Origin of the sequence: Phycicoccus sp. Soil748, from assembly GCF_001428025.1 — a bacterium.
In the GTDB taxonomy this organism is placed as follows: Bacteria; Actinomycetota; Actinomycetes; order Actinomycetales; family Dermatophilaceae; genus Pedococcus.
This window is the reverse complement of sequence record NZ_LMSC01000007.1, coordinates 590102-616447: the sequence shown is the minus strand read 5'-3', so window position 1 is coordinate 616447 and position 26346 is coordinate 590102. Positions and strand designations below refer to the sequence as shown.

Sequence of the window (26346 nt, the reverse complement as noted above, 5' to 3'; positions counted from 1 at the left end):
CGTCGCCGTGCACCGCGAGACGGCCGACATCGTGCGTCGCATCGCTCCCCTGGTGCTGGGCGGCCGCTCGCCGGGCGTCGACGACGTGGTGGACGCCGTCCTGCGACCGACGGCAGACCCAGCCCCTGACCCGTCGGCTGACCCAGCCCCTGACCCGTCGGCTGACCCAGCTGCTGGCCCTGCCGCTCCGCCGGGGGCCTCAGCCGCCGGTGACGGGCTTGAGGGGTGAGCCGCTGGCCAGGATCGCCGACGTGAGCGCCTTGGCCGCCTCCGCCGGCGCCGCCTTGGTGGTGAGCAGGACCAGGTCGAGGTGGGGCAGCTTGGGCAGCCCGTGGCTGGGCGGCAGCTCCACGAGGTCGGCGGGAGTGAGCGTCCTTGCCATGACTGCGATCCCGAGCCCTGCGCGCACCGCGGCCAGGACGCCGTTGACCCCGCGGACCGTGCAGGTGATGCGGCTGCGACGCCCGGCCTTCTCCAGGGCCTGGACGCTGACGGCACGGCTCAGGCTGGGCGCCTGGTAGACGACGAGCGGCACCGGCAGCTCCGGGTCGAGCCTCGTGCCGTCGGTGCCGACCCAGACGAGGTGGTCGCGCCGCACGAGCTGCCCGCGGGTCGGCGTCGGCATCCCGGCGCTGCGCTTGACGAACGCGACGTCGAGGTGGCCCGACTCGATGCGCCGGATGAGGCTGTCGTTCTGGAGGACCGCGAGCTCGAGGTCGATGCGGGGGTAGAGCTGGCGGAAGTCGCGCAGGATCCTCGGCAGCGGGGTGAGGGCGAGGTCGTCGGTGACGCCGAACCGCAGCCGCCCCTTGAGCCGCGACCCGGTGAAGTAGCCGACGGCCCGCTCCTGCGCCGCCAGGATCTCGCGCGCGAACCCGGCCATGGCCTCACCGTCGGAGGTGAGCGTGACGCTGCGGGTGTCGCGCAGGAACAACGGCCGGCCCACCGACTCCTCGAGCCGCTTGATGTGCTGGCTGACCGTCGGTTGGCGGATGCCCAGCGACTCCGCCGCCCGGGTGAAGCTCAGGGTCTGCGTCACCGCCACGAACGTGCGCAGCTGTTCGGGCTCGTACACGCTGGTCGCCCCTCGCCTCGGTCAGGTCCGGCTCATTGCGAAACGCAATGGCACTTATACGACTGATTCTGTCCCAGAATAGCGCGAGCGGCATGACGGAGGCGTCAGACTTGACCGGTACCAGCCACGGATGTGCCGGTACCCAGCCACCCACGACGCCACCCGAACGCACCTCTTCGCCAGGACGACATGAGCTCCGCCGCCTTCCACTCGGTCCACCTTCCCAAACTCACTCTCCCCCAAGGCATCTCGCGCACGTTCCCCTCGCTGGAGAACCGCAGCTTCCGCCTCCTCCTCTCCGGCCTCCTCGTGTCGGGCACCGGCGGCTGGATCCAGCGCATCGCCCAGGACTGGCTCGTCCTGACCATGACGGACAGCCCCACCGCCGTCGGCGTGGTCACGGCCTTCCAGTTCGTGCCGACGCTCCTGCTCGGGCTGCACGGCGGCCTGTTGGCCGACCGGTTCCCCAAGCGCACCATCCTGCTCGCTACGCAGGTGTCGATGGCGCTGACCGCTGCGGCGCTGGCCGCCCTCACGCTCTCGGGCGCCGTGCAGGTGTGGCACGTGTTCGGACTCGCCTTCGTCCTGGGCGTCGTCGCGGCCGTCGACAACCCGACCCGCCAGTCGTTCGTCTCCGAGGTCGTCACCGGGCCCCAGCTGCCCAACGCGATCAGCCTCGTCTCCTGCACCTTTCAGATCGGGGCCATGACCGGGCCCGTCATCGGCGGGGTGCTGATGAGCACCATGGGAGCCGGTTACGCGTTCGCGGTCAACGCCGCCACGTTCGTCGGCCCGATCGTGGCCCTGTCGCTCATGCGCGACACCGGCCACCGTCCCGGAGCCGCCACCGCGCCCGGTGCCGACCCCGGCACCGGCGCCGGGACCGCCCCCGCCACCGGGGTCGACACCGCCCAGACCGTCCAGGTGTCCGCGAGCCAGGTCGCCGCGAGCGGCGTCCCGGCGAGCCCGCGCGTCCGGGACGGGCTGGCCTACGCCCTGCACACGCCGAACGTCCTGTGGCCCGTCATCATGGTCGGCGCGTTCGGCTTCTTCACCATCAGCCTGCCGGTGACGCTGGCTGCGTTCGCCAAGAACGAGTTCCACACCGGTGCCAGCGGACTCGGCCTGCTCAACGCCATGGTCGCCGTCGGCGCCCTCGGTGGAGCCCTGGCCACCGCCCGACGCACCCGGCCGCTGCGCCTGCGCACGGTGGGGTACGCGGCGTGGGCACTGGCCGTCGCCCTGCTGCTCGCCGCCGGGGCGCGGTACCAGCTGCTGTTCACCCTGGTCCTCGTCCTCGTGGGCGCCGCCAACCTCGGGTTCCTCACCAAGGCGCAGTCGCTCGTGCAGCTGGCCGCGGTCGACCACCTGCGCGGCCGGGTCGTCGGGATCTACATGCTCGTGTTCATCGGTAGCGGGGCCATCGGCGGTCCCGTGGTCGGCTGGCTCGCGGAGGCCCACGGCGCCCGCATCGCACTGCTGGCCTCGGGCGCGGTGCCCGCGGTCGTGACGGCCGTGGTCACCCACCGGCTGGCTCGTCGCGCGGACCTGCGCCTGGGCCTGACTGCGGTGTCCGTCCGCCTCCCCCGACCGTCGGTGGTCCCGCGCAACCACTGACCCTCGCGACCACCGGGCCGCGACCCTTCCTACGCAACCCTGAACCCAGAGGCGCTGGTCAGAACCACCTCAGGAGACGCTCCCGCTCCTCCCGCCGCGCCGCAAGCAGCCGACGGCCGAAGCGCACCACGGTCCAGCACCACCACCGGTCGATCTCGCAGGCGGCGACGTCCGCGCGCTCCTCCCAGTGGCGGCACAGCTCCTCCAGCTCGGCCTCGGTCAGCGCCGCGCAGACGTCGACGAACATCCCGGTGTGCCCCTCCAGCGGGTCGACGGTCGTCGGTCCGTCGTCGCTCACCCAGGTGTCGCCAGCCTCGATCCGGTCCACCGCACCCATACCGCGATCGTCCGCCGCCGACGCGGGCTCCGCCTCCGGCGATCGACGGACCTCGTCCTCCCCCCGGCAGTGGACGACCGAGATCCCCCACCGGATGTCGGGGCTGAAGTCGGGGCTGAGGTCGGGGCTCGGTGCCACCATGGTCCGCATGGGGTACGACGAGGGGGTGGCGCAGCGGATCCGGGAGCTGGTGCAGGGAGAGCTCGACGTCACGGAGAAGCGGATGTTCGGGGGCCTGGCGTTCCTCGTGAACGGCAACATGTCGGTCGCGGCCAGCGGCTCCGGCGGCCTCCTGGTGCGCCTCGACCCCGAGGACGCCGATCCGCTGCTCGACGGTTCGGTGGTCACGCCCATGGAGATGCGGGGCAGCCCGATGAGGGGCTGGCTGCGCGTCACCGAGGCGGGGTATGCCACCGACGACCAGCTCCGGGGGTGGGTGGAGCGGAGCGTCGACTTTGCCCGCTCGCTGCCGCACAAGTGAGCTGCCCACCGGCGAGGTGTCACAGAGACGGCGTGTGCCTTGTCTTCACTGGTGCACGCATTCACCGAGGGTATGGAGTGGGCTCATGAGGGTCTTCGTCGCTGGAGCAACGGGCGCAATCGGTCGGCAGCTGGTGCCGCGGCTGGTCCGCGCAGGGCACGAGGTCGTCGCCATGACGCGCGACGTCGCGAAGCAGGACGCGCTGGCCGCGCTGGGGGCCAAGCCGGTGGTGGCCGACGCCCTGCACGCGGAGCAGGTCGCCGAGGCGGTCGGCACCGCCCAGCCGGATGTCGTCGTCCACCAGCTCACGTCGATCGGGGCGATGGACCTGCGGCACTTCGACCGGGCTTTCGCCACGACCAACCGGTTGCGCGCGGAGGGCACCGACCACCTCCTGTCCGCTGCCCAGGCAGCCGGGGTGGGGCGGTTCGTCGCGCAGAGCTTCTTCGCGGCGTACGAGCGCACGGGTGGACCGGTCAAGAGCGAGGAGGACTCGTTCGGGCCGCATCCCGCCAAGGAGATGCGCGAGACCGTCGCCGCGATCCGCCATGTCGAGCAGTCCGTCCTCGCGGCGACCTGGACCGAGGGCGTCGTGCTGCGCTACGGCGGGTTCTACGGGCCCGGGACGTCCCTCGGCCCCGACGGCGAGCAGACCGAGGCCGTGCGCCGGCGCCGGTTCCCCGTCGTCGGTGACGGTGGTGGCGTCTGGTCGTTCATCCACATCGGCGACGCCGCCGACGCGACGGTGGCAGCGGTCGAGCACGGCACCCGCGGGGTCTACAACATCGTGGACGACGAGCCGGCACGGGTGGCGGAGTGGCTGCCGGCCCTCGCCAGCGCCCTCGGCGCCAGGAAGCCGATGCACGTCCCCCTGGCCGTCGGTCGGCTGCTGACGGGCGAGGTCGGCGCAGTGATGATGACCGAGCTGCGCGGTGCGTCCAACGCCAAGGCGCGGCGCGAGCTGGGCTGGAGCCCTGCACACCCGAGCTGGCGCCAGGGGTTCGCGGAGCTTGGCGCGTGAGGCCCGGCGACTCTGCTCGTGCAGGTCTGCTCGACGAGCTGCGACCGACCGCGTTCGCGATCGCCTACCGGATGCTGGGTAGCGTGTCCGAGGCGGAGGACGTGGTCCAGGAGTCGCTGCTGCGGGTGCACCAGTCACTGGAGTCCGGTGAGGAGATCGCCTCGCCCAAGGCGTACGTCGCGACGGTCACCACGCGCCTCGCCATCAACGAGCTGCGCTCGGCTCGCGTACGGCGCGAACGCTACGTCGGCGACTGGCTGCCCGAGCCGCTGGTCGCGGACTCCACCGACGACCCGGCCAGCCACGCCGAGACGGCCGACTCGCTCTCGCTCGCGATGCTGGTGCTGCTCGAGAGCCTGTCCCCCGAGCAACGGGCGGTGCTGCTGCTTCACGACGTGTTCGGGTACGGGTACGGCGAGATCACCGCCATCGTCGGCAAGTCCGAGGACAACGTGCGGCAGCTCGCAGCCCGGGCACGTCGCCACGTGACGGAACGGCGGCCCCGGTTCCAGACCTCGCGGGAGCAGCAGCAGGCGCTGGCACAGCGGTTCTTCGCAGCCGCGCGGGCCGGGGACCTGGCGGGACTGGAGTCGCTGCTCGCCCACGACGTCGAGCTGCGGGGCGACGGTGGTGGCAAGGTGCCGGCCCTCGGCCGTTCGCTCCACGGGCGCAGCCGCGTGGCGCACACGCTGGCGAACTGGCTGCACGCGTTGGCCCGCTTTCCCGAGGTGACCATGAGTCCAGCCGAGGTGAACGGTGCCGCCGGTGCCGTCTTCCGTGACGGGCAGGACCGGGTCCTCGGCGTGTGGGCCCTGGACGTCGCGGACGGCCAGGTCACCGGCATCCACTCGATCGTCAATCCCGACAAGCTCGGCCACCTCGGTCCGGTCGGCGACGCCCTCGCGATCATCCGCGACGCCCGCTGAGATGCGTAAGATCCTGCCCGCGCGAAGGTCAGCCGTTGGCGGCTGCGGCGATCTTCACAGCCATCTCGCGGGCTCGGTCGTCCGAGATGCCGAGCTTGGTGGTGGCCACGACGACCACCGTGTCGGCCCGGGCGGACACCGGTCTGGCACCTCTGATGATCGGCTGCCCTGTCGCCACCGACGCCTGCGTGGCCGGGCGGTAGGTGGAGTCGAGGCTGCCACTGAAGACGACCCGCTTCTGGTTGACCGACGTCGTGAGGTTCCTGTCCCAGGAGTCGTGGTCTGCGGTCATGACGATGGTGACGAGCAGGGTCGACGGGTCGTCCAGGCGGGTCCCCCACGCACAGCCCCTGCTCGTCACCACAGGCTGGACGGTGCGATGGATGATCGCTTTGATCTCCGCGGCTGAGGCGTTCGCGCAGTCCGGTGGCCCCAATGGCCTGACGGGGACGGGCTTCAGGGCGCCCGTCTTCTTCGCGGTGCTCTTCGGTGCCCCACCCGACGTCTTCTTGGATGCCTGCGCAGCCTTCGTGATTAGAGCGGCAGTGGCCGGCGGCTGAACCGACGGCGCCCCTCCAGGGACTGCCGCACGCGTGAGGTCCTCGACGACCGACTCGATGATCGACGGCAGGTGGGACAACACCAGCAGACCACCGGTGACGAGTGAACCAACCATGACCACCTTCGCCAGCCGGCGACGGATCCTGCGTGGACGGCGGAGAGGCACGACGGTGGGCGCCGAGGCCCGCGAGGACCCTGACGCCCGTGTCGTGGTCGGCACGTGGCCACCGGTCACCGGCTGGGCAGCTGCCCCCGACGGCCGACCGCGTCGACGGCGTCCTGCCCTGGGCGCGGCGGCGCCGGCCATGGCGGACAGCAGGGCCGGGTCCGTGGTCGTCGACGGGAAGTCCGTGATGACCCTCGTCGCCACGGATGGCACGGCCTCGGCGGGGATGGTCACGGGCCGCCCTCGCAGCCAGCCGGGCAGGGCCGCCACGGGCACCACCCAGACGCCGCGCACCATTCGGGGCTCGCCGAAGTCGTCGGCGTGCCCGCCGGCTAGGCAGAGCACGGGGGTCACGGGGCGGTCGGTTTCGGCGGCCATGTAGGCGGCCATGCCGTGGACCTTGGTCAACTCTGCGGCGAGGCTGACGCTCTCGACCCGGCCGTTGCGGTGCCGGTGCTGGAAGAGACCGCCGTCGTGCTCGGTCACCCTGCCGGCCCGGTTCTTGGCGTCGACGAGGTAGATACCCGTCATGCCGACGACGACGTGGTCGAGGTTGGCCTGGGATCGGCCCGGACGCAGCAGGCGGTCGTGCACGACAGTCCACCCGGCGGGCAGGGACGACAGTGCGGCAGCCACGCGACGCTCGCCTTCGGCACCCGCCGCCCAGCGCGCCGCCTCGTCCGTCAGCTTCCTGGCCTGCTCGTCGGCACTTCCCCCGGGCGTTCCCACGCGGACGATGGTGCCCCGACGGCCCAGGTCCCGGGGGCGCTTTCGGACAAGTCCCACGGTGTTTCCGATCACCGATCTGTCCGGATTCACCGGTGCGAAGGCGCGTCGCGCTCTAGCATCGCGCTGACGAACGGCTGGGACGTGGGGGCAGGTGCGGTGGGGATCGAGGAACCCGTGGAGATGATCCACGTGGAGGGGCCGACGCAGTGCCGCTGCGGTGAGCCGTTGAGAGCAGGCGAACGCGCAGGACTGGTCGGCGACGACCCCGCCCCGACGTGCCTGTGGTGCCTGGCCGACCTGCAGGCGGGACGGCCGCGCCCGGCGCGTCGCAAGGGCACCCAGCAGTGGGAGACCACGACCCGAGCGGGCTTTCCGGGCTCCTCCCCCGTTCCGTCGTCGGTCACCGACCTCGCCCACGCGCGCCGTAGCAGGCAGCGGCGCACGCGGCGTACCCGGTCCAGCGGTGGCCCGCGGACCGCCATCACCCTCCTCGTCACCGCACTCGTCGTCGAGCTGGCTCTGTGGGGGCGCCCCCTGCTCTTCCACGACGTGCCGAGCACCTCGGCGATCACGGGCGTGACCGTCGGCAGCCATGGCATCGACTTCGCGCAGCCGGCGCCGGTCCAGGTCGACGCCGGTGGTGGCATCAGGGCCATGTGGCCGCCGGTGCCGGCGGACGCGAAGGACGAGCCCTTGGGGCGTCCACCGTTCAGCCACTCGACGTCGACCGACTACGCGTTCATGCAGCAGACCAGCGGGCCCACCAGCGCCCCCGTGGCCTGGGACCCGTGCCGACCCATCCACCTCGTGGTCAACGCGGCCGAGGCGCCCGCAGGCGCTGACCGGCTCCTCCTCGAGGCGGCGAGCGAGGTGAGCCGGGCCACGGGACTGCAGTTCGTCATCGAGGGCCCGACCGACGAGGTGCCTCATTCCGACCGCCAACCCGTCGACAGCGCGCGGTACGGCAACCGGTGGTCCCCCGCCCTGGTCGCCTGGACGACCCCGGCGGTCGTGCCCGAGCTGGCGGGCCGCGTGGCGGGGATCGGTGGCCCCCGCGGCGCGACCTACGCCAAGAACGTCGACAAGCACTGGGTCAGCGGCATCGTCTTCCTCGACGGGCCGACCTTCGTGGACATCCTGCGCCGCAGCGACGGCTGGGCGCAGGCGCGCGCGATCGTCATGCACGAGCTGTCACACATGGTCGGCCTGACCCACGTGCAGAAGCCGGACGAGCTGATGTACTCCGACAACAACGGGCGGACGACCTTCGGGAAGGGCGACCTGGAGGGTCTGCGACGTCTCGGCGTCGGGCGCTGCTTCACCAAGTAGCGAGCGGTCTCACCACGTCGGACGGTCTCACCGCGTAGCCGCGGGGCGACCGGACCTGTGTCCGGCCGCCCCGCGGCATGCCCGTGCTGGTGGGACCAGCGGGAGAGATATCAGGCGACGCGCGTCTGGGGCGCGGTCTCCTTGGTCATGCCGGGGTCACGCACGACGATGTCGCCGAGGGCCTCGTCGATCGCCTTGAGCTGCGCGTCCTCGAGCTCCACGCCGGCGGCCTTGACGTTCTCCGCGACCTGCTCGGGACGCGAGGCGCCGACGAGCGCGGCGGCGACGTTGTCGTTCTGCAGCACCCAGGCGACGGCGAGCTGCGCCATCGACAGGCCTGCCTCGTCGGCGATGGGCTTGAGCCTCTGCACGCGGGTGAGGACGTCGTCGTTCATGAACCGCTTGATCATGTCGGCGCCGCCCTTCTCGTCGGCGGCGCGCGAACCCTCCGGCGGCTTCTGACCCGGCTGGTACTTGCCGGTCAGCACGCCCTGCGCGATGGGGCTCCACACGATCTGGCTGACGCCGAGCTCCTTGCTGGTCGGGACGACCTCATCCTCGATGACGCGCCACAGCATGGAGTACTGCGGCTGGCTCGAGATGAGCTGGATGTTGAGCTCCTTGGCGAGCTTGACGCCCTCGCGGATCTGGTCGGCGGTCCACTCGCTGACGCCGATGTAGAGCGCCTTGCCCTGGCGGACGACGTCCGCGAACGCCGTCATCGTCTCCTCCAGCGGCGTCTCGGTGTCGTAGCGGTGCGCCTGGTAGAGGTCGACGTAGTCGGTCTGGAGCCGCTGGAGGCTGCCGTTGATCGACTCCATGATGTGCTTGCGCGACAGGCCGGTGTCGTTCTTCCCGCCGGGGCCGGTCGGCCAGTAGACCTTGGTGAAGATCTCCAGGCTCTCGCGCCGCTCGCCCTTGAGGGCGTCGCCGAGGACCGTCTCCGCCTTGGTGTTGGCGTAGACGTCGGCGGTGTCGAACGTGCTGATGCCCGCGTCGAGCGCCGCGCGCACGCACTGCGTGGCGACGTCGTTCTCGACCTGCGAGCCGTGGGTGAGCCAGTTGCCGTAGGTGATCTCCGAGATCTTGAGACCACTGTTGCCGAGGTATCGGAATTCCATGTTTCAACCGTATGCCGCCCGGCCGACAGCCGCGCGGCGGGCCCCCGCCCAGCGCATGGCTGGGACCCGCCGAGGTCAACGGCGGGTACGGAGCGGGCTCATGGTCGAGGAGGCAGCGGTCGGCGCTCGGTCCGCCACTCGGCGACGGCGGTGTCGTACGAGTCGGGTGTCAGGTCCCACTCGACCCTCGCCCGTCCCCCGGCACGACGCACCCGTCCGCCGTAGCGGTGACGGTGCACGACGCTGTGATGGGCGCGGCACAGCAGGGCTGCGTTTTCGACATCGGTGGGACCGCCGTCGGCCCAGTGCACGAGGTGGTGCGCGTCCGTCCAGGTCGCCGGCTTCGAGCACCGGGGGAACGTGCAGTGCTGGTCGCGCAGCCACAGGTGGCGGATCTGCGCCCGGTCGAACAGCCGCCTCGCCACGCCTTGGTCGAGGACCTCGCCGTCGGTGCCGAGCACGACCGGGACGACCTGCGCGTCGCAGGCAAGCCGCCGAAGCGTCCCCGCCGTGAGCACCTCACCTGCCATGGTCACGCCGGCACCACGGCAGTGCTCCTGCAGGACGTCGAGGCCGACGGTGACCACGAGGCTCACCTTGGCCTGACGCGGAACGCCGGCCGGGGCGCCCACGGCGCGCGAGACGAGGTCCAGCAACGCATCTGCCCTGCGAGCAGCAGGAGTCCGGGGGTCGTGCTCGCCGGTGTCCTCGTCGGGGCGCGGCTTGGCCAGCGCATCCACCGCGGCATCGACGATGGCCGCGCCCTCCTCGTCGAGGACCAGGACGTAGCGCGCCATACCTACGGGCCCGCGGCCCTTGACCAGGGACCGGTGGGCACGGCGCAGCTCGGCGTCGCGCTCGACCAGCCGGTCGGGTCGAGCCACCTCGCCGGCGTGGCGGATGGCCCGGGCGAGCGCCTGGTCGCTGAGCCCGCTGGCACCCCGGGCCGCGTCGACGAGCAGTGCAGTCCCGTCGGCCAACGACTCGGCATCCGTGAGGCCGCGGATCGACGTGTGGAACCGCACGATCTGGGCGGCCTTGCCCACCGGCAGGGCCTCGGACCGCTCGTCGGGGCAGCTCGACGTGGCCGCGACGACCGCCTCCACGACGTCGTCCAGGCGTCGCTCGTCCGAGGCCACCGCGCCTGCCACCTCGTCGGCCTCCAGGAGGTCGCGCATGGGCAACAGCGGCGCCATCGCCCGCGCCCAGTCGACCGGTCCCCACCCGTCGCCACTGCCGAGGCTGCGCCGCTTCGCCTCGGCGAGGACGAGGACCATCTGTGCCCTCACGGTGGCGGCGACGTCGCCCAGGACCGTCAGAGCCTGCGCGACCTCCTCGTCCCGCAGCGCCCACAACCGCTCCGGGGTGCCCTGGTGCAGGACGCCGCGGGCCAGCGTCGCGCTACCCACCACCGGGCGGCCGAGGCCGCTCGCGGTGAGGGTCACGGCCCCCGGACTGATCGCCATACCAACAACCTATCGGCGACCACTGACAACGCCCGCGGACGACGAATCACGCCATGCGGCAGGGCCTTTCGCGACCGCATGGGGACCAGGAGAAAGACCCGGCAAGGCCCAGACCGCTCGACACTCCCCCGCCGTCAGCTGCTCAACACTCCCCCGGCGAACCGGCCGAGCGCGTCCTCCCAGTGCTGCTGGTCGCCCCGCGGGTCACCGGCGATGCCGCGACCCTCGTGGAAGAGCTCGACCTTCGTGCGGTCGCCGTCGGGACGCAGCTGCACGTCGACCATGCTGAGCGGCCCATCCTCGTGGGGGTGCCATGTGACACGGAGCTGCTCGACGGGGTGCACGCTGCGCACGACGCCGTACGACCCGTCGCCCGCCCGCCACGGCTCGCCCTTGTTGCCGATGCGGGCGCCCTCGCCGAGGAGCGCCTCGGTACCGGCGGGGCTGATCAGGTGCTGCCAGACCTGGACGGCCGGCGCGGGTACCGCGTGGCTGGCGTGCACGCCGGCCTCCAGGTCGGAGTCGTCGGTGTCGTCGGCGACCGTGTCGGGCTCACTGCTCATGGGAGACCTCCGTCCGCGTGGCCGCGCCCCGGGTGGGCGTGACCCACAGGAGACAGTCGACCGCGTGGGGAGACCCCGGGGCAACCCCCTGTGACCGTATTCAGCGCTGCACCGCTCAGGGAGCCTGCGCACGGAGCGTGTGGCGCCCGGTGTGCCGGGGACGGGCGTCCCGCAGCTCGGAGGCCAAAAAGACGGCGAAGAGCAGGACGAACCCGGCACCCATGACCCAGGTCAGCGGGCGGTCGGTGAGGAACTCGTGCCGGGCCCGCACCGCGGCGACCAGCATCAGCGCGAACATCACCAGCAGGACCCGTCGCATCAGCCGGACCGTCTCCCAACGGTCGTCGACCAGCACACCGAGCCCGGCCGCGCCCAGGCAGAAGACGGCGCCGACCACCCGGCACGTCAGCGGGGTGAGGGGCCACGCCCACACGGTGACGGCCCGCGCCGGCGCGAGGAACATCAGGACGCCCGTCACGACGGACAGCGCGCCCAGGCCGGCCACGACCGCCCGGGGCACGCGCGCGAGGCGGGCTTCGTCGGGCCGCGGCTGGGCGGCATACCTCTGGTTGGCGAACCAGGCCCAGACGACGAGCACCGGCGCGGTGAAGTAGAGGCTGGCCCAGAGCCAGAAGGAGAGCTTGCCGTGGGAGAACTTGTCCCAGTGCAGCACCGTCGCGACACCCAGCAGCGTCGCGAACAAAGCCACCGAGACGAAGCCCATTCGCACTGCAGCCCAACGCCTTTCAACAAGCAGCACGCGCAGGAAGAACCAGCAGCCGCCGAGGTAGGCGGACGCGAGCAGCATCGAGGTCATGTGCGACTGGATCGGCCACGCCCACAGGCGCGCCGTGGAGCCCGGGAAGCCGTAGAGCACCACGAACGCCACGAGCAGGAAGGGTGCGATGAAGGCCGCGAGGGCTCGCGTGGTGGTGAGTACCCGGTCGTCGCGCCCGGTGTCGGTAGCCATGGTCATGCTCCTGTCGGGATACGCGAGACCGCGTCGAGGAGGGCCGCGTACGAGGCCACGAGGGCTCGGCGTCCGGCGGCAAGTCGCGGGTCGACGAGGTCACAACCGGCGGCGACCCAGGCGTCCGAGTGGTCCATGGCCTCGGCGCGACACCTGGCCGCAACCGCCATGGACTCGCGGGGCGCGGAGTAGACGTGGGAGTAGAGGTCGACGAGGGCACGCTCGAGGTCGTCACGCGTCGGTGCGCTGTCAGCCGCGGTGCCGCGCTGGTGGGCTCGGTGGATGCGCCACCACTCGACCTCGAGCTCGGCGGCGCGGACCGGGTCGAAGGTGAGGTCGGAGTGGGCAAGGACCAGCCGGTAGAAGCGCAGCATCGCGGCGCGCGCGGCGTCAGGGTCGTTGTGCGGCAAGGGAGCCCACGCCTGGTTGGCTCGCAGCACGTGCCAGGCCGCGACCAACGTCAGCCGCGGACCGAGGCCGAAACCCGCGTCGACCATGCCGACGAACGCCTTCAGCGCCGGCCACCACTCGCGGCGGTAGTAGGCGGCCCATGCCCTCGTCTCGAGGCGCCCCAGGGCGACGGCGTCGAAGTCGCGCGGACTGTGACGCCGCAAGCCGTGGCCACTCCCACTACGGCGACCGGGCACCGCGCACCTGGCTTCCCGGCCGGCCGCGTCCGTGACAGCCGCTGACAGCGCCGGCCCCACGTCGGATACTAGTCGCGCAGGGACACCTCGTCAGGGGGTCGGATGCTCCACCACGTGCCAGGTCGCGACATCGGCGACGTCGTCGCGGCCATGGATGCCCGGCTCGTCCGCATGCCTCCCGAACGCGCCGCGCAGAGGTTGTTCCTCGAGACCTACCGCCGGACGACCCTGGCCGTCGGAACGGCGGTCGACGACGCGCAGTTCGAGGACCCCGAGTGGGTCGAGCGGTGGGACGTGGTGTTCGCCGATCTGTACCTCGCGGCGCTCGAACTCGACCTCGAAGCCAGCCCTGACGTGCCGCGCCCATGGCGCCTTGCGTTCGACGCGCCCGCCGGCCTCCCGGCCCTGCGGCACGTGCTGCTGGGCATCAACGCGCACATCAACTACGACCTGCCCCAGGCGCTGCTGGCCGTGATCAGTGACGAGGAGTTCGCCGACCCGGTGCTGGTGGCCCGACGGTCCCGCGACCACGAACGCATCGACCGGGTCCTTTCCGGCCGCGTCGCGGCAGAGGATTCGGAGCTCGGAACGGTGTCCCCGCCATCGTTCGCCGACCGGCTCCTCCAACCGCTGAACCGGTTGAGCTCCAAGCGATTCCTGCGCGAGGCGCGACAGAAGGTGTGGCACAACACGATGGAGCTCCAGACCTCTCGACTGGTCGGCGAGGACGCGTATCGCGCGCGGCTGGCCGAGCTCGAGGTGCTCAGCGCCGCCCGCATCGCCGACCTGCTGGCGCCCGGTCAGGTCCTGCTGCGGCTGGCGGTGGCCGGATTCGGGGTGACGTTGCCGCCACCACGCTGAGGTGTGGCGCACGTCTTGCGCTGTTGTCCGATTCGTCCACATCAAGAGGCTGCGCTGGTTAGCCTCGTTGCCGTGAAGATCCGGAAGATTCACCGCCGCGAAGGTCGCCGCAGGGCGATAGGCGGGTTGGCTGCCGTCGGGCTCGTCGTGGGTCTCCCCTTCGTTCTGCGCGGACTGACGATCTGGCTGCGCCAGGACAACCCGCGGGGCATCCCGATCCTCGTCGTCGGCGTGGTCATCATCGGCGCCTGCCTGGCCGGGCTCAAGTGGGTCGGCAGCACCTGGCAACGAGCGGTGACAGCCGACGCCGAGGAGGCGAGGGCGCTCGGCGTGCCAGCCCTGCCGTTCGGGGCCGAGCCGCTGGACGGCGGGGTGGTGCTCAGACCACGAGCTGCGATCCGCGTGACACCGGGACTGCTGGTCGTGCTGATGCTGCTCACCGGGTGGGGCATGTCGGAGGACGGTCTGCCGATCCAGGGAGGCGTCGTCCTCGTGGGCGCCGCGGCCATGGCGGCCCTGTGGTGGTGGACGCGGACCTACGAGCTGTGCCTGGACCACTCGGGCATGTGGCGCCGTCGTCGCCCGCGGTGGCGCTTGGCGTGGTCGGACCTCGGCCGCGTCGAGAACAAGTCGATGAGCACCATGTGGTACCCGAACAAGCCGGACGACCTCATCGTCCACGGCCGCATCACGACTCCCCGAGGACTAGTGAAGGAGTCCGTGCGGGTGCGCTGCAACTTGCTCGCGATCATGCCGTCGGATTTCCGGGCGCTGGCCCAGCAGTACGCCGACGGCACTCCCGTCGCCCCTCCCGGACGTCACGAGAAGGCTCCTCGCGTTCGTTAGATGGGCTGGGCCCGCCCGGATGGCAGGACCCGGCGCCCACCCGGCGCGCTCGTCGCGCGGCCGCCTCAGTTGGACACGAGTCGGGCTTCGGCAGTCCGGACCTCGAGCGGCTCGTCCGTGCCGCGAACGACGACCTGTGCCGGGATGTCGACCCAGGCGCCGCCTGCCACCCGGAACTGACCGCCGTACGTCACGTCGGCGCGGACCGCGAACGTCCCGGCCTTCGCGTACGCGCGTGACACGTCACCGGTGGGATAGGGCCCACCCAACGAGCTCGTCGGCCCGCTGGTCGTGCCGTCGCCGTAGACGTAGGTCACCGAGCGCATCGTCGGGCGGATCTCGACCTGGAAGCCCGCCATCCGCGCCGGGTTCGGTCGGTCGATCTCGCCGGGCTGGAACCCTGAACTCGGCCACGCCACCTCGAAGTAGGTCGGCAGGGTCACCAGGGTCACGTTGCCCTTCGGCTGGACGGAGAGCTGGGCCTTCGTGAAGTCCGTGTCGTGGAACGCCGCCACGACCATCTGCATGGTCAACGCCGGGCGAGCAGGGTTAGGAGCCTGTTCCGGGAAGCAGGTGATGCCGCGGTCCTGCCAGGCTCCTCGCGGTGTGCCGTCCCCAGCCACGAGGCGCCGGAAGATCCGCACACTCGGTCCAAGACCCTGCGCCGGAGTGTTGCCCTCGCAGGCGGCAGCAGCCTGAGCGCAAAAGTCGTTGCCAGTCGCTGAGCCTGGTGCGTTGCTCGGGCAGTTCACCACGGAGGTGTACTCCCAGTGCACCCGCGCCTTCGCCGCCTGCTTCTTAGCCACGGCCGCCTCGGCTTGAATCTGCTTCATCTCTTTGCGGTCGTGGAAGTTCACTCGCACAGCGCCCTTCCGCTTCTCGCCATTCCAAGTCGCGGAGGCGGTCAGCGCACAGGTGACCATCAAGCTGGCGGTAAGGCCGAGAACGGCCGCCGCTCGTGCTATCCCATGTCGTACAGCAGCCACCGGTCCCCCTTCCAGATCGCCATGGTTGTCGCCGCGATCTTCTCCTGTGGATCGGTCGAAACGACTCGGCCCCGACTGTCGACGATGTCAACCTCGTGCTGAGTTCCGATGACCCGCACGTACTGCCTTCCAGACGGGGCGCCGGGGAATGCTTTGACAGTTGTAAACGAGCTTGGAGTCGATGCGTAACGCTGCTTCTTAGTCACAAGCTCGCTCGCTGTCTGCTCGAAGCCCTTGCACGACAGGCAGCCATCGTCACTCAGTGGCGGAAGCAACCCGGTCGATGGCTTGGTCCACGCCTCGTTGATCTGCTCGAGGTAGTACTTGACGAAGGCGACGGCGCCTTCGGGCGTGTGCTTCCGAGCGTCTGCCGGCAGATCGGCGGGGTCAACAGTCGCCGTCGCAGAGGACGGTGGGCTCGACGACGAGCTCGTCGTCCCGCTGCTCGCGGACGAGCTGGTGGCCGTGGACGATGATGACGTCTTGGCCGGTTCTCCCCCTCCGTTCGAGCACGCGCTGACCGCCAGGACCAGCAGTGCCAGCCCCGCGGCGCCATACCGATGTCGTGCACTCACCCGACGACTCCCCTCCCCGGTGACGGCACCAAACCCCGTGCCGAATGCCCGCGAGTCTACGCAAATGCACCCACAGCGCCATCCGGACTGTCCACAGGGCACCGTGGGAGAGGCCCCCGGCCAGCGTCCTGTGGACAACACGCCGGTCGCAGCACAGCCGGCCGCACGCGCCTGCTGGAAGTAGGGACTTTGGGCCCGGATGGCCCATCTGTCCGGTTCCTAGGGTCGTGGCATCGGCCAGGTGGCCGACAGGCGTCGCAGCGTTGCGCGGCGCCTCCTCCATGCCCTCAGAAAGAGGTCAACACATGAGCGCAGGGCTCGTCCTCCCGTCGCACGAACGCTGGTTCGTCGACTCCGCACCCGCCGACTGGAGCTTCTTCCTGCGGCCGCTCCCTCTCGGCCTGACAGCCCTGGTCGTCGTCGTGACGCTGGTGTGGCGCCGGCTGGCGTTGCGCCTCGGGCGCCCGGAGCTGCCGGTGCTGCGCCGGGTCGGCGACCTCACGCCGTGGGTGCCGCGGCTACTCGGCATCCACCTCGGCGTGGCCCTCCTGGCGCTGGCGGCGTCCGGCTCGTTCGTCGCGCCGAGCCTGGACGACCTCCACGGAGTCGTGGGCAAGGCACTCCTCCTGCTCGAGGCCGCCCTGGGCGTGTGGCTCATCACCGGGTGGCAGCAGCGGTCGGCAGCGGCTCTCGCGCTGGTGCTCGGTCCCCTGATGGCGATCTTCACCGGGCCCATGGCGCTGCTCGAGTCGGCGAACCTCGCCGCGGTCGCAGCGTTCCTCGTCATCGCGCCCGCTGGGGCGGACCGTCACGGCGCCGCGGTGGTGCCCGCCGTGCAGCTGCGCTGGGCACTGCTCGTGCTGCGTGTGGGCGTGGGGGTGGCGCTGATCGCTCTCGCGTTCACCGAGAAGTTCACCAACCCGACGATGGCCCGCGAGACGCTCGCGCACTTCCCCGCGCTCAACGTTTTCAGCCTGGTCGGCCTGCACGTCCCCACGGACGTCTTCATCGTGGTCGCCGGCTCGATCGAGCTGCTGTTCGGGCTCCTCGTGGTCTCTGGCGCGCTGCCGCAGGTCGCGGTGCTCGTCGCGATGGTGCCGTTCAACGCGACCCTGGTCCTGTTCGGCCAGACCGAGCTCGTCGGGCACCTGCCCGTGTACGGCGTGTTCCTCGCCCTGCTCGCCTACGGCTCAAACCCGGCCACCGCTGCTGCGGTGCGCTGGCTGCCCAGCCGTGCGGACCTGCTTGTCCCAGCGCGTCGATCCGCCCCGGTGGTCGTCTCCGACTGAGGTCGACGAGGTATGCCGCGGAGCCCGGCTCCGCGGCATACCTGCGTCTCGCTCGGACTCAGTCGCCCGAGCCGGCCTCCCACTCGCGGAAGGAGTCGAGCTCGGTGCGCACGGTCTTGAGCACCCAGCCGATGACACTCACGTCGTCGAGGAAACCGACGCCCGGAATCGCGTCGGGGATGAGGTCGATCGGCGAGACCACGTAGATGAGGCCAGCGATGACGATGACCAACGAGTCGGCAGGGATCTCCCGGTAGTGGCCTCGGGCGTAGGCGACGACCAGCCGGATCAGGGCGCGAAACTCTTCCAGGACGTCGGCGAAGGGACCCGAGCGCATCGCCGAGGACTTGCTGGCCTTGTCCGCGATGTCCCGCAGCTTCTGAGGATCGCCCACGATCTTCTTTGCTCGGTCGGTAGCGAGCTTGAAGTACTTCGACTGGGCAGCAACAGCTGCTTGGCCGGACCTCTTGGCAGCCGCACCCTTCGCGGCCACGGCCCCCTTGTTCATGGGCCGGTCCTTCTTGGCGGGAGCAGCCTTCTTTGACGTTGCGGTCTTGCTGGCCGTGGTGGCCTTCTTGGCCGTGGTGGCCTTCCTGACCGTGGTGCTCTTCTTGGCCGAGGCGGCCTTCTTCGAGGTAACGGTCTTCTTTGCTGGCGTGGTCATTGGTTGCCTCCTCTTTCTGCGTGGAGGCTAGCGATGACCGATGCCCCGAGTGCGGCATTTGCCCGATGACGTTTCGGCTCTGCCGGTCAGTGAGGATCGTGGGCCTTTCCTCAACGGGCGGGCTCGAGGGCCGGCCTGTCCTCGGACTCCCCCGGCGTCGGTCCGTGGGCCTCCTCCGCGCTCGGCGTTGCCCCGTCGAGCTCGGCGTCCTGCCTCGCGAGCTTGCTGGGCCACCACATCCGGCCACGCAGGTCGAGGTTGAGCGCGGTGACCAGGACGGACCGGACGACCAGGGTGTCGAGCAGGACGCCGAGGGCGACGGCGATGCCGATCTCCGCGAAGGTGACCACGGGCAGGGTGCCGAGAACGGCGAACGTGCCGGCGAGGACGAGCCCAGCCGAGGTGATGACACCACCGGTGGCGCCGAGGCCGACGAGCGCCCCTCGCCGGGTACCGAGCTCCTTGGCCTCCTCGTGCACGCGGGTCATGAGGAAGATGTTGTAGTCGATGCCCAGCGCGACGAGGAACACGAAGACGAACAGCGGCAGCGACGAGTCGGCGCCGGCGAAGCCGAGGACGTGCCGGAAGATCAGCGCGGACAGGCCCATGGCGGCGCCGTACGACAGGACGACGGTGCCGATGAGCACCAACGGTGCCGTGACGGCGCGGAGCAGGAGCACGAGGATCAGCAGCACGACGCCGAGGATGAGCGGGATGATCCGCAGGTTGTCGTCTGCGGACGCCCTGAGAGTGTCCGCCCTGGTGGCAGTGTCACCACCGGCGATCGCGTCGGCACCGGGGACCTTGGCGATGGCCGCGCGGATGCGGTCGACCGTCGTCGTGGCCGCGTCGGAGTCTGGGGCGTCGGTGAGCGTCGCCTGGATGAGCGAGCGGCTGCCCTTGGTGACCGGGTCGCCGACGGTGGAGACGCCCTGCACGCCCTCGAGGGAGGTCTTGACCGCACCCGCCTGCGGGGCGTTGGCGAGGACCATCACCGGGGAGCCGGCGCCGGCCGGAAAGTGCCTGGCCACGGTCTGCTCCCCCACCACCGACTCGGGGGTGCCGTAGTAGGAGTCCTTGTTCTGCAGGCCGACCGCGTTGAGCTGCAGGATGCCGAGCGAGGCGATGGCCAGCAGCAGGGACGTCACGACCCAGGTGCGCCGCGGCGCCCGGGCGATGCGACGTCCGATGCGTGCCCACACCCCGTCACGGGTGTGGTCGACCGAGCCGTACGTCGGGCGCACCGGCCAGAACATCCAGCGGCCGAAGACCACGAGCAGGGCCGGGAGCAGCGTCAGCATGACGAGGAGACCGACGGCGACACCGATGGCGGCGACCGGACCAAGACCCTTGGTCGAGTTCATCGTCGCGACGAGAAGGCAGAGCATGCCGGCGATGACGGTGGCGCCGGAGGCGAGGATCGCGGGGCCAGCGCGGTGGAGCGCGAACGCCATGGCCTCGTGCCGGTCCTCGTGCCTGCGCAGCTCCTCCCTGTACCGGGCGACGAGCAGCAAGGCGTAGTCGGTGCCCGCGCCGAACACGATGACCGTGAGGATGCCGGAGCTCTGGGCGTTGACGGTGAGGGTGTCGTCCTTGGCGAGGAAGTAGATGACCGCCTGGGCGACGAACAGCGCGGTGCCGGCGGAGACCACGGGGATGAGCCAGAGGAGGGGGCTGCGGTAGGTCAGCAGGAGGATGACGATCACGACCGTCATCGCCGAGTAGAGCAGCTTGCCGTCGATGCCGGAGAACGCCTCCGACGAGTCGGCGGCGTAGCCCACAGGGCCGGTGACCTGCATGGACAGGCCGGCGGGGCGCTCCTTCGCTATCGAGCGCAGGTCGTCGACCGTCGCCCCCAGGGTGTCCCAGCCGCCGTCGCCGGCGTCCACCGGGATGATGACCTCCAGTGCCTTGCCGTCCCTCGCGGGGATCGGGCCGACGGTCTTGCTCTTGACAGGGGCCAGCGCGTCGAACCTGGCGACCTGGGCGGCGACGGCTTGTTGGTCTGCTGGGGTGATGCCGGCCGGGCGTTCGTAGACGAGGACGGCCGGGAACTCGTTCTTGCTCTGGAACGCCTCGATCTGGGTGACGACCTGGGTCGACTGGGCGTCCTTGGGCAGCCAGGCGACGGCCTCGTTGTTGAGGACGCCCTGCAGCTTGCCGGCCGGGCCGAACGCTGCCGCGAGGATCGCCAGCCAGAAGACGACGACGAACCACTTCGTCACCTTGCCGCTGGGGAACCACGCCAGCCGTCCGACGTCGCCGATCCGTGTCTCGCTCATCGCTCTTGCCTCTCACCGTGGTCGGGTGTGCGCACCCTGCACGGCACCCATCAGGACGACGGTAGGGAGCGCGGGGCTGTCGGGACAACGGATTTCGGCAGCGTTAGGTGGGCGTTCAGGGGCAGTTCAGGGACGACCCTGAGGAGGATCTGGGCATTTCACCGCGTATGCCGCAGCGACAAGAACAGATGAATTCACGCGTTGCCCTCCGGCCGGGTGCGTTGCTGACAGCAAGGTCGTCTCGGCAGCCACGCTGGCCCAATGCAAGTGAGTTCCTGCGCAGGCTACTTCTGAGGCGCAACGCCCCGAGTCTCCTCAGCCGGGTGCTTGGCAGCCGAAGCCTCGATCTTCGCCAAGGCAGACTCGCCGAGATCCACGCCGCACTGGTCCGCCAACCCCACGAGATAGACCAGGACGTCCGACATCTCCTCAGCCAGGCGTGTATGCAGTGGCTCCTCGCGCGAGAGGGCGCGCGCTTCGTCGGCTGGCAACCATTGGAGCAGCTCAGCCAGCTCCCCCACCTCACCGACCAGGGCCAGCATCACCGACTTGGGGTCCTGGAATTGCTGCCATTCGCGCTCGGCGATGAACGCCCTCGCCGCATCGCGGATCTCCGTCAAATCAGACACGCGTACGAGTATGTCGCCACAACCGGACACGACAACTGCCCGGGGATAGAGTCGCCGACGTAATTGCGGCCCGACAGGCTTCCGCTTCAGGACAAGCCCCCACCCGCACGGATCACTTCGTGCTGCCTGGGGTTCTGTTCTGTGACGCTGTATCGTCAATCGGTTGCCGGCTTTTCCTCGCTCGAGAATCAACTCGCCACGCTTCTCGCTGAGCAGATGACGTACCGCACCGGTCGTAAGCCCTCCGCGGGTGAGTACCGCTCGTGGGAACGCAGCCTGCCTGCACTGCACGCCGACCTCGTCGCTGCGGGTCTCCACGAGGTGGAAATGCTCTTCGAGTATCAGCTTCCGCTCACCAGCAAGCGCGCCGACGTCGTGCTCGTCGGCCAGCATCCTCAGACTGGTGGGCCCTCCTACCTGGTGGTCGAGCTCAAGCAATGGAGTCACGCAGAGCGATTCGAGGACAGCGACAGCCTCATCCAGATTGAGCAATACGGCCGTCGCCCCGTGACTCATCCAGCCCTGCAGGTTCGTGACTACTGCGACTACATGCTCGGCTTCACAACGGTGCTGGCCGATCAGCCGGAGGCCCTCGCGGGGACGGCATACCTGCACAACGCCACCGACTCCGCCGTCGAGGACCTCTATCGCATACCTGCTGACCGGCTGGGCTCAGTCTTCAGCGGACAGCGGCGCGGCGAGTTCCAGGCATTCCTCAAGTCTCGGTTTACCCCGGGGGTCAGCGGCGCAGCGTATGCCGACCAGCTGCTTTCCAGTCGTATCGCCCCATCGCGCCAACTGCTGGCCGTGGCGGCCGACGAGGTGCAGCATCGCGAGATGTTCGTGCTGCTCGATGAGCAGCGGGACGCCTACAACTACGTTCTGCACGCCGTGGAGCGCGCACGTCGGGCCAACACCAAAACGGCTGTCATCGTGTCCGGTGGTCCAGGCAGCGGCAAGAGCGTCATTGCCCTGTCTCTACTAGGTGAGCTGTCACGCCAAGGCCGCTCGGTGCTGCATGCCACGGGTTCGCGGTCCTTTACGCAGACGCTGCGAAAGGTCGCAGGCAAGCGCGCGCCCCGAGTCCAGAAGATGTTCCAGTATTTCAACTCGTTCGTCGCCTCGGAGCCCAACGACCTCGACGCGCTGATCCTGGACGAGGCCCATCGCATTCGTGAGACCTCGGCATCCCGGTGGACGCGGGCCGAACACCGCACCGGAAAGCCACAGGTCGAAGAGCTCTTGGATGCCGCTCGCGTTCCGGTGTTCCTGCTCGACGAGTTCCAGGTCGTGCGGCCCGGAGAGCAGGGCACAGTGGAGGATATTGAGAAACATGCCGCCAACCGCGGCATTGACATCGTGAAGATCGACCTGGACGCGCAGTTCCGTTGCGGCGGTTCTGAAGAGTATGTGCTTTGGGCCAAGCGACTTCTAGGCCTGGAGCCTGGCGGCCCTATGGAGTGGACCGGTGACCCTCACTTCGACGTCGAGGTGGTTGACTCTCCCTACGAAATGGAGGCCTACCTGTCCACCAAACTCGAGGGCGGCTACTCGACGCGGATCGCCGCTGGCTATTGCTGGCCGTGGAGCGACCCGCGGCCCGACGGCACGCTCGTTTCCGATGTGCAGGTGGGCGACTGGGCCAAACCATGGAACCTCAAGGGCGACCGTTCGGTGGGTGGGGCTCCTGCCGCTGCGCTCTGGGCCACCGACCCGGCCGGCTTCGGTCAAGTGGGCTGCGTCTACACCGCTCAAGGATTCGAGTACGACTACTCGGGCGTCATCATTGGCCCGGACCTCGTGTGGCGTGAGGACCGCTGGGTCGCCATTCGTAGCGCCAACAGAGATCCGGACTTCAAGAACCCAGCGAAGGTCAGTGACGCCGACTTTGAACGCCTCGTGCGCAACGTCTACAAGGTGCTTCTGACGCGGGGCATGCGCGGGGTCACCCTCTATTCCACCGACGCTGAGACGCAGAAGTTCCTGCGCACCTTGGTTAGCTGACGCGTCCGCGCCGTAGCCCGCACGCTTACGCAACGTTTGTCCGAATCGGCACCAGCGCTCGCCTTGACCTGGCAAGCTGCATCGCGTGACTGGGACGGACGACAGCTTGTTGGAGGGGCTGTACGAGCGACTGATCACGGCCGAACTCGCGGCACAGCTCGCCGCCGCGCGCAGCGTGACAGCAGACAGCGGGCTGGTCGACGACGCCGATGCACCTGAGATCCTGGCGCGGCACGTCCGTGACGTGGTTCTTCGGACGCTAAGAAGCGAACGAAGCTCCGAGAAGCGGCTCGCACTGGTCAATGATCTGGTCGCCCGCGTTAAGTCGCCACGCGATCACGTCACCGCTGCGAGCCAGCTGCTGTCAGTCGCGCACGTGGCACGTCCGGGAAACCCCGCTCGGCAGTTCTCGGAACGGCCCTCCACGCCCCTGTCCGATGCTGCCCTCCTGACGAACGCCCAGGGCGAGCCCGGGATGGGTCATGAGATCCGAGCCGAGCTCGCTAGCGCCGACCAGGTCGACGTGATCATGGCTTTCGTCAAGTGGTACGGGTTACGGCTGTTCGAGGATCGGCTCGTGGCCCTGCACGAGCGCGGGGTGTCGCTGCGCGTCATCACGACGACGTACATGGGAGCGACTGAACGGCAGGCACTTGATCGGTTGGTCCGCAATTTCGGTGCCGACGTGAAGGTTCAATACGACGCGCAACGGACTCGCCTGCACGCGAAGGCGTGGCTCTTCCGCCGCAACACGGGGTTTGACACGGCGTACGTCGGCAGCAGCAACCTCTCGCGTGCCGCGATGCTCGACGGGGTCGAGTGGAATGTTCGGCTGTCGGCGGTGGCGACTCCTGCCCTCCTGCAGAAGTTCAGCGCCACTTTCGACAGCTACTGGAACGATCCCACCTTCGAGAGCTATCACCCGGACACCGACGGTGACCGTCTGGATGACGCACTCGCCGAAGCCAGGGGCACCAAGGCTCACGATCGCGTGACGCTCACGTTGTCAGGGCTCGAAGTACGTCCCTATCCCTATCAACAGGAGATGCTGGACCAGCTCGAGGTCGAGCGCGCTCTCCACGGGCGCCATCGAAACCTGGTCGTCGCAGCGACGGGCACGGGCAAGACGGTCATTGCGGCGCTGGACTACCGACGTCTTGCCGAGGCAGCCCCTACGCGTCCACGCCTGCTCTTCGTCGCTCACCGTCGCGAAATCCTCGAACAGTCCTTGCGTACCTATCGCGAGGTGCTCAACGATGCCGACTTTGGCGAACTGTACGTCGGCGGCACACGACCTGAGCGATGGGAACACGTCTTCGCCTCAGTGCAGTCGCTCACCGCCTACGACGTCCGCACCATCCCTCCTGGCTCGTTCCAGATCGTCGTGGTCGACGAGTTTCACCACGCGCAGGCCAGCACCTATCGACGCATCCTCGACCATCTGAACCCTCGCGAGCTGCTCGGCCTCACGGCAACCCCCGAGCGCGGCGATGGGCTCGACGTGCGAACCTTCTTCGACGGGAGGGTGGCAGCCGAGCTCAGGCTGTGGGATGCGCTGAAGGCCGACCTCCTCACGCCCTTCCACTATTTCGCCATCGCAGATGGTGTGGATCTCACCCGAGTCGACTGGAAGTCGGGCGCCTACGACCCATCGGAGCTTTCGACACTGTTCACGGGCAACGACGCCCGAGCCCGCATCGTCCTCACCGCCGTGCAAGACAAGGTCGCTGACGTGTCCGCCATGAAGGCGCTCGGCTTCTGCGTCTCACGTGATCACGCGCACTACATGACTCGGGTCTTCAACGAGGCGGGAATTCGTGCCGCTGCGGTCCTGGGTGACACGCGGTCAGACGACCGCGACGCCGCCATCGTCCGGCTGCGGACAGGGGAGATTCAAGCGATCTTCACGGTGGACGTCTTCAACGAAGGCGTGGACGTGCCCGCCATCAACACGGTGCTCTTCCTTCGTCCGACCGAAAGCTCAACCGTCTTCCTCCAACAGCTTGGTCGGGGTCTGCGTCGCGCCAAGAACAAGGCAGTCTTGACCGCCCTCGACTTTGTCGGCCACCACCGTAAGGAGTTCCGCTTCGACCAGCGGTTCCGTGCCATGACGGGCAGCACTCGCGCAGAGCTAGTCCGCGACATCGAGCACGACTTCCCATTCCTGCCTGCTGGGACCCAGATCGTACTGGACCGCCAAAGTCAGGAACTGGTGCTTGAGAACGTCCGAAGCCAGGTGGCGAAGCGGTGGGCCAGCATCGCGTCAGAGCTTCGGGCCCACCCGACAGACGACCTCGGCACCTTCCTTGGCGATTCAGGTGTCGACCTTGCAGATGTTGTCCGCGGAGACCGGTCGTGGTCGCGTCTGCGCCGGGACGCAGGACTGTCGTTGGCCGCCCCGGGACCCCGAGAGGACGGGATTCTCAAACGGGTTCGTGCGTTCGCCCACGTCGATGATCCGGACCGCGCTACGGCCTATCTCGCGTGGTTGGGTGACGACGCACCTCGCTATGCCGAGGCCGACCCCGCTCTCCAGGCGTTCGGACGCATGCTCTTCTTCTCCCTTTGGCCCGACGGCGGAGGTTTCGACTCCTATGAAGCGGGCCTGGCGTCGCTCGCAGCGGAACCAGCTGCGCGCGACGACCTGCGCCAGGTGGTGGCTCTCGGCCTTGCTGGGGCAGAGAGGCTCAGTTCGCGTTTGGGCGGCGAGCTCGGTCTTCGGCCGCTTCGGGTTCATGCTCGCTACAGCCGCGAGGAACTGGTCGCCGCGCTCGATTACGTGTCCATCGAGGGTCGCAAGCCCAACAGCTTCCGCGAAGGTGTGCTGTTCGCGCCGGCCGCAAACGCCGACGCATTCCTGGTCACCTTGCACAAGTCTGAGGCTGACTACTCCCCCACGACCATGTACCAGGACTATGCGATCAACGCTGAGCTCTTCCACTGGGAGTCGCAGTCAGGAACGACGGTGGCATCCAGGACGGGTCAGCGCTACCTCAACCACCGCGAGCAAGGAAGCCATGTGCTCCTGTTCACGAGGGCCAACAAGGTCAGCGAGTTTGGTTCGGGAGCGCCGTACCTGTGCCTCGGTGAGGCGGACTACGTCGAGCACCGTGGCGAGCGGCCGATCGCAATCACCTGGCGGCTTCGCACACCCATGCCAGCGGCCGACTTCGCTGTGGCCAGCGTTGTGGCGTAGCTCCG

General features: G+C 69.4%; 24 protein-coding genes. 10 read left to right on the top strand and 14 right to left on the bottom strand.

What is annotated here, in order from left to right; genetic code table 11:
• Positions 1 to 199: 199 nt before the first annotated feature.
• Entirely contained in the window at positions 200 to 1075 is an 876-nt protein-coding gene (locus ASG70_RS10670) for a LysR family transcriptional regulator (protein WP_056883767.1), read from the bottom strand.
• A 189-nt stretch (positions 1076 to 1264) separates the two neighbouring features.
• Between ASG70_RS10670 and ASG70_RS10665 the strand changes: the two genes are divergently transcribed.
• Positions 1265 to 2692 carry an MFS transporter gene (locus ASG70_RS10665; protein ID WP_056883766.1) on the top strand — a complete coding sequence of 476 codons (1428 nt, stop codon included), beginning with the start codon at positions 1265 to 1267 and terminating at the stop codon, positions 2690 to 2692.
• Between the two features lie 58 nt (positions 2693 to 2750).
• On the opposite strand, the gene ASG70_RS10660 is transcribed toward ASG70_RS10665, so the two are convergent.
• A complete protein-coding gene (locus ASG70_RS10660) occupies positions 2751 to 3170 on the bottom strand; it encodes a hypothetical protein (RefSeq protein ID WP_156399933.1) in 420 nt (139 codons plus the stop codon).
• 7 nt (positions 3171 to 3177) lie between these two features.
• Here ASG70_RS10660 and ASG70_RS10655 point away from each other — a divergent pair, with 7 nt between their 5' ends.
• The 3 genes from ASG70_RS10655 (at position 3178) to ASG70_RS10645 (ending at position 5457) form a co-directional block, all read left to right on the top strand.
• A complete protein-coding gene (locus ASG70_RS10655) occupies positions 3178 to 3510 on the top strand; it encodes a TfoX/Sxy family protein (protein WP_056884150.1) in 333 nt (110 codons plus the stop codon).
• Between the two features lie 85 nt (positions 3511 to 3595).
• The gene (locus ASG70_RS10650; protein ID WP_056883764.1) at positions 3596 to 4531 is read left to right on the top strand and encodes an NAD(P)-dependent oxidoreductase; all 936 of its coding nucleotides are present in this window, start codon (positions 3596 to 3598) and stop codon (positions 4529 to 4531) included.
• Positions 4528 to 5457 carry an RNA polymerase sigma-70 factor gene (locus tag ASG70_RS10645; RefSeq protein ID WP_082590471.1) on the top strand — a complete coding sequence of 310 codons (930 nt, stop codon included), beginning with the start codon at positions 4528 to 4530 and terminating at the stop codon, positions 5455 to 5457. Before ASG70_RS10650 ends, ASG70_RS10645 begins: the two co-directional genes overlap by 4 nt.
• Before the next feature lie 28 nt (positions 5458 to 5485).
• Here the strand turns inward: ASG70_RS10645 and ASG70_RS19510 are convergent, their stop codons facing one another.
• Complete coding sequence (locus ASG70_RS19510) at positions 5486 to 6913, bottom strand: nuclease-related domain-containing protein (protein WP_056883763.1); 1428 nt, start codon at positions 6911 to 6913, stop codon at positions 5486 to 5488.
• Positions 6914 to 7093: 180 nt separating this feature from the next.
• On the opposite strand from ASG70_RS19510, the gene ASG70_RS19505 reads away from it, so the two are divergent.
• Positions 7094 to 8242, top strand: coding sequence for a peptidase (locus ASG70_RS19505; protein ID WP_235531445.1), 1149 nt, complete (start codon positions 7094 to 7096; stop codon positions 8240 to 8242).
• Between the two features lie 110 nt (positions 8243 to 8352).
• Here the strand turns inward: ASG70_RS19505 and ASG70_RS10630 are convergent, their stop codons facing one another.
• The 5 genes from ASG70_RS10630 to ASG70_RS10610 form a co-directional block, all read right to left on the bottom strand.
• A complete protein-coding gene (locus ASG70_RS10630; RefSeq protein WP_056883761.1) occupies positions 8353 to 9363 on the bottom strand; it encodes an aldo/keto reductase family protein in 1011 nt (336 codons plus the stop codon).
• 98 nt (positions 9364 to 9461) lie between these two features.
• Positions 9462 to 10829 (bottom strand): HNH endonuclease signature motif containing protein, encoded by a 1368-nt coding sequence (locus tag ASG70_RS10625; RefSeq protein ID WP_056883760.1) that lies wholly within the window; start codon positions 10827 to 10829, stop codon positions 9462 to 9464.
• A gap of 134 nt (positions 10830 to 10963) precedes the next feature.
• Positions 10964 to 11392, bottom strand: a complete 429-nt coding sequence (locus tag ASG70_RS10620; protein ID WP_056883759.1) for an SRPBCC domain-containing protein — start codon at positions 11390 to 11392, stop codon at positions 10964 to 10966.
• 115 nt (positions 11393 to 11507) lie between these two features.
• A complete protein-coding gene (locus tag ASG70_RS10615; protein WP_156399931.1) occupies positions 11508 to 12362 on the bottom strand; it encodes a hypothetical protein in 855 nt (284 codons plus the stop codon).
• Between the two features lie 2 nt (positions 12363 to 12364).
• Positions 12365 to 12976: a hypothetical protein gene (locus ASG70_RS10610; RefSeq protein WP_056883757.1), complete on the bottom strand. Its 612-nt coding sequence runs from the start codon at positions 12974 to 12976 to the stop codon at positions 12365 to 12367.
• A gap of 135 nt (positions 12977 to 13111) precedes the next feature.
• Between ASG70_RS10610 and ASG70_RS10605 the strand changes: the two genes are divergently transcribed.
• On the top strand, positions 13112 to 13870 hold the full coding sequence (locus ASG70_RS10605; protein ID WP_056883756.1) for a DUF5995 family protein: 759 nt from the start codon (positions 13112 to 13114) through the stop codon (positions 13868 to 13870).
• A gap of 72 nt (positions 13871 to 13942) precedes the next feature.
• Positions 13943 to 14716: a hypothetical protein gene (locus ASG70_RS10600; protein ID WP_156399930.1), complete on the top strand. Its 774-nt coding sequence runs from the start codon at positions 13943 to 13945 to the stop codon at positions 14714 to 14716.
• A 65-nt stretch (positions 14717 to 14781) separates the two neighbouring features.
• Here ASG70_RS10600 and ASG70_RS19300 read toward each other — a convergent pair whose 3' ends face one another.
• The 3 genes from ASG70_RS19300 to ASG70_RS20200 form a co-directional block, all read right to left on the bottom strand.
• The gene (locus tag ASG70_RS19300) at positions 14782 to 15549 is read right to left on the bottom strand and encodes a hypothetical protein (RefSeq protein ID WP_162253903.1); all 768 of its coding nucleotides are present in this window, start codon (positions 15547 to 15549) and stop codon (positions 14782 to 14784) included.
• Positions 15550 to 15677: 128 nt separating this feature from the next.
• Positions 15678 to 16079 (bottom strand): DUF6318 family protein, encoded by a 402-nt coding sequence (locus ASG70_RS20385; protein WP_369818908.1) that lies wholly within the window; start codon positions 16077 to 16079, stop codon positions 15678 to 15680.
• Positions 16080 to 16089: 10 nt separating this feature from the next.
• A complete protein-coding gene (locus ASG70_RS20200) occupies positions 16090 to 16215 on the bottom strand; it encodes a hypothetical protein (protein WP_255353841.1) in 126 nt (41 codons plus the stop codon).
• 367 nt (positions 16216 to 16582) lie between these two features.
• Here ASG70_RS20200 and ASG70_RS10590 point away from each other — a divergent pair, with 367 nt between their 5' ends.
• Entirely contained in the window at positions 16583 to 17566 is a 984-nt protein-coding gene (locus ASG70_RS10590) for a hypothetical protein (protein WP_056883753.1), read from the top strand.
• 58 nt (positions 17567 to 17624) lie between these two features.
• Here ASG70_RS10590 and ASG70_RS10585 read toward each other — a convergent pair whose 3' ends face one another.
• From ASG70_RS10585 to ASG70_RS10570, 3 genes are all read right to left on the bottom strand, one after another.
• Positions 17625 to 18230 (bottom strand): YkvA family protein, encoded by a 606-nt coding sequence (locus tag ASG70_RS10585; RefSeq protein ID WP_156399928.1) that lies wholly within the window; start codon positions 18228 to 18230, stop codon positions 17625 to 17627.
• Between the two features lie 110 nt (positions 18231 to 18340).
• A complete protein-coding gene (locus ASG70_RS10575) occupies positions 18341 to 20512 on the bottom strand; it encodes an MMPL family transporter (RefSeq protein WP_056883750.1) in 2172 nt (723 codons plus the stop codon).
• 284 nt (positions 20513 to 20796) lie between these two features.
• Entirely contained in the window at positions 20797 to 21141 is a 345-nt protein-coding gene (locus ASG70_RS10570) for a nucleotide pyrophosphohydrolase (RefSeq protein WP_056883749.1), read from the bottom strand.
• A 141-nt stretch (positions 21142 to 21282) separates the two neighbouring features.
• On the opposite strand from ASG70_RS10570, the gene ASG70_RS10565 reads away from it, so the two are divergent.
• Together ASG70_RS10565 and ASG70_RS10560 are read left to right on the top strand one after the other, a co-directional pair.
• Positions 21283 to 23145: a DUF2075 domain-containing protein gene (locus ASG70_RS10565; RefSeq protein ID WP_056883748.1), complete on the top strand. Its 1863-nt coding sequence runs from the start codon at positions 21283 to 21285 to the stop codon at positions 23143 to 23145.
• Positions 23146 to 23251: 106 nt separating this feature from the next.
• Positions 23252 to 26341 carry a DUF3427 domain-containing protein gene (locus ASG70_RS10560; protein ID WP_056884148.1) on the top strand — a complete coding sequence of 1030 codons (3090 nt, stop codon included), beginning with the start codon at positions 23252 to 23254 and terminating at the stop codon, positions 26339 to 26341.
• Positions 26342 to 26346 lie beyond the last annotated feature (5 nt).

Coding starts and splice junctions, on each gene's coding strand:
- ASG70_RS10665 (WP_056883766.1), top strand. CDS start 1,265: ATGAGCTCCGCCGCCTTCCACTCGGTCCACCTTCCCAAACTCACTCTC.
- ASG70_RS10660 (WP_156399933.1), bottom strand. CDS start 3,170: ATGGTGGCACCGAGCCCCGACCTCAGCCCCGACTTCAGCCCCGACATC.
- ASG70_RS10655 (WP_056884150.1), top strand. CDS start 3,178: ATGGGGTACGACGAGGGGGTGGCGCAGCGGATCCGGGAGCTGGTGCAG.
- ASG70_RS10650 (WP_056883764.1), top strand. CDS start 3,596: ATGAGGGTCTTCGTCGCTGGAGCAACGGGCGCAATCGGTCGGCAGCTG.
- ASG70_RS19505 (WP_235531445.1), top strand. CDS start 7,094: ATGATCCACGTGGAGGGGCCGACGCAGTGCCGCTGCGGTGAGCCGTTG.
- ASG70_RS10630 (WP_056883761.1), bottom strand. CDS start 9,363: ATGGAATTCCGATACCTCGGCAACAGTGGTCTCAAGATCTCGGAGATC.
- ASG70_RS10625 (WP_056883760.1), bottom strand. CDS start 10,829: ATGGCGATCAGTCCGGGGGCCGTGACCCTCACCGCGAGCGGCCTCGGC.
- ASG70_RS10620 (WP_056883759.1), bottom strand. CDS start 11,392: ATGAGCAGTGAGCCCGACACGGTCGCCGACGACACCGACGACTCCGAC.
- ASG70_RS10615 (WP_156399931.1), bottom strand. CDS start 12,362: ATGGCTACCGACACCGGGCGCGACGACCGGGTACTCACCACCACGCGA.
- ASG70_RS10605 (WP_056883756.1), top strand. CDS start 13,112: ATGCTCCACCACGTGCCAGGTCGCGACATCGGCGACGTCGTCGCGGCC.
- ASG70_RS19300 (WP_162253903.1), bottom strand. CDS start 15,549: ATGAAGCAGATTCAAGCCGAGGCGGCCGTGGCTAAGAAGCAGGCGGCG.
- ASG70_RS10590 (WP_056883753.1), top strand. CDS start 16,583: ATGAGCGCAGGGCTCGTCCTCCCGTCGCACGAACGCTGGTTCGTCGAC.
- ASG70_RS10585 (WP_156399928.1), bottom strand. CDS start 18,230: ATGACCACGCCAGCAAAGAAGACCGTTACCTCGAAGAAGGCCGCCTCG.
- ASG70_RS10575 (WP_056883750.1), bottom strand. CDS start 20,512: ATGAGCGAGACACGGATCGGCGACGTCGGACGGCTGGCGTGGTTCCCC.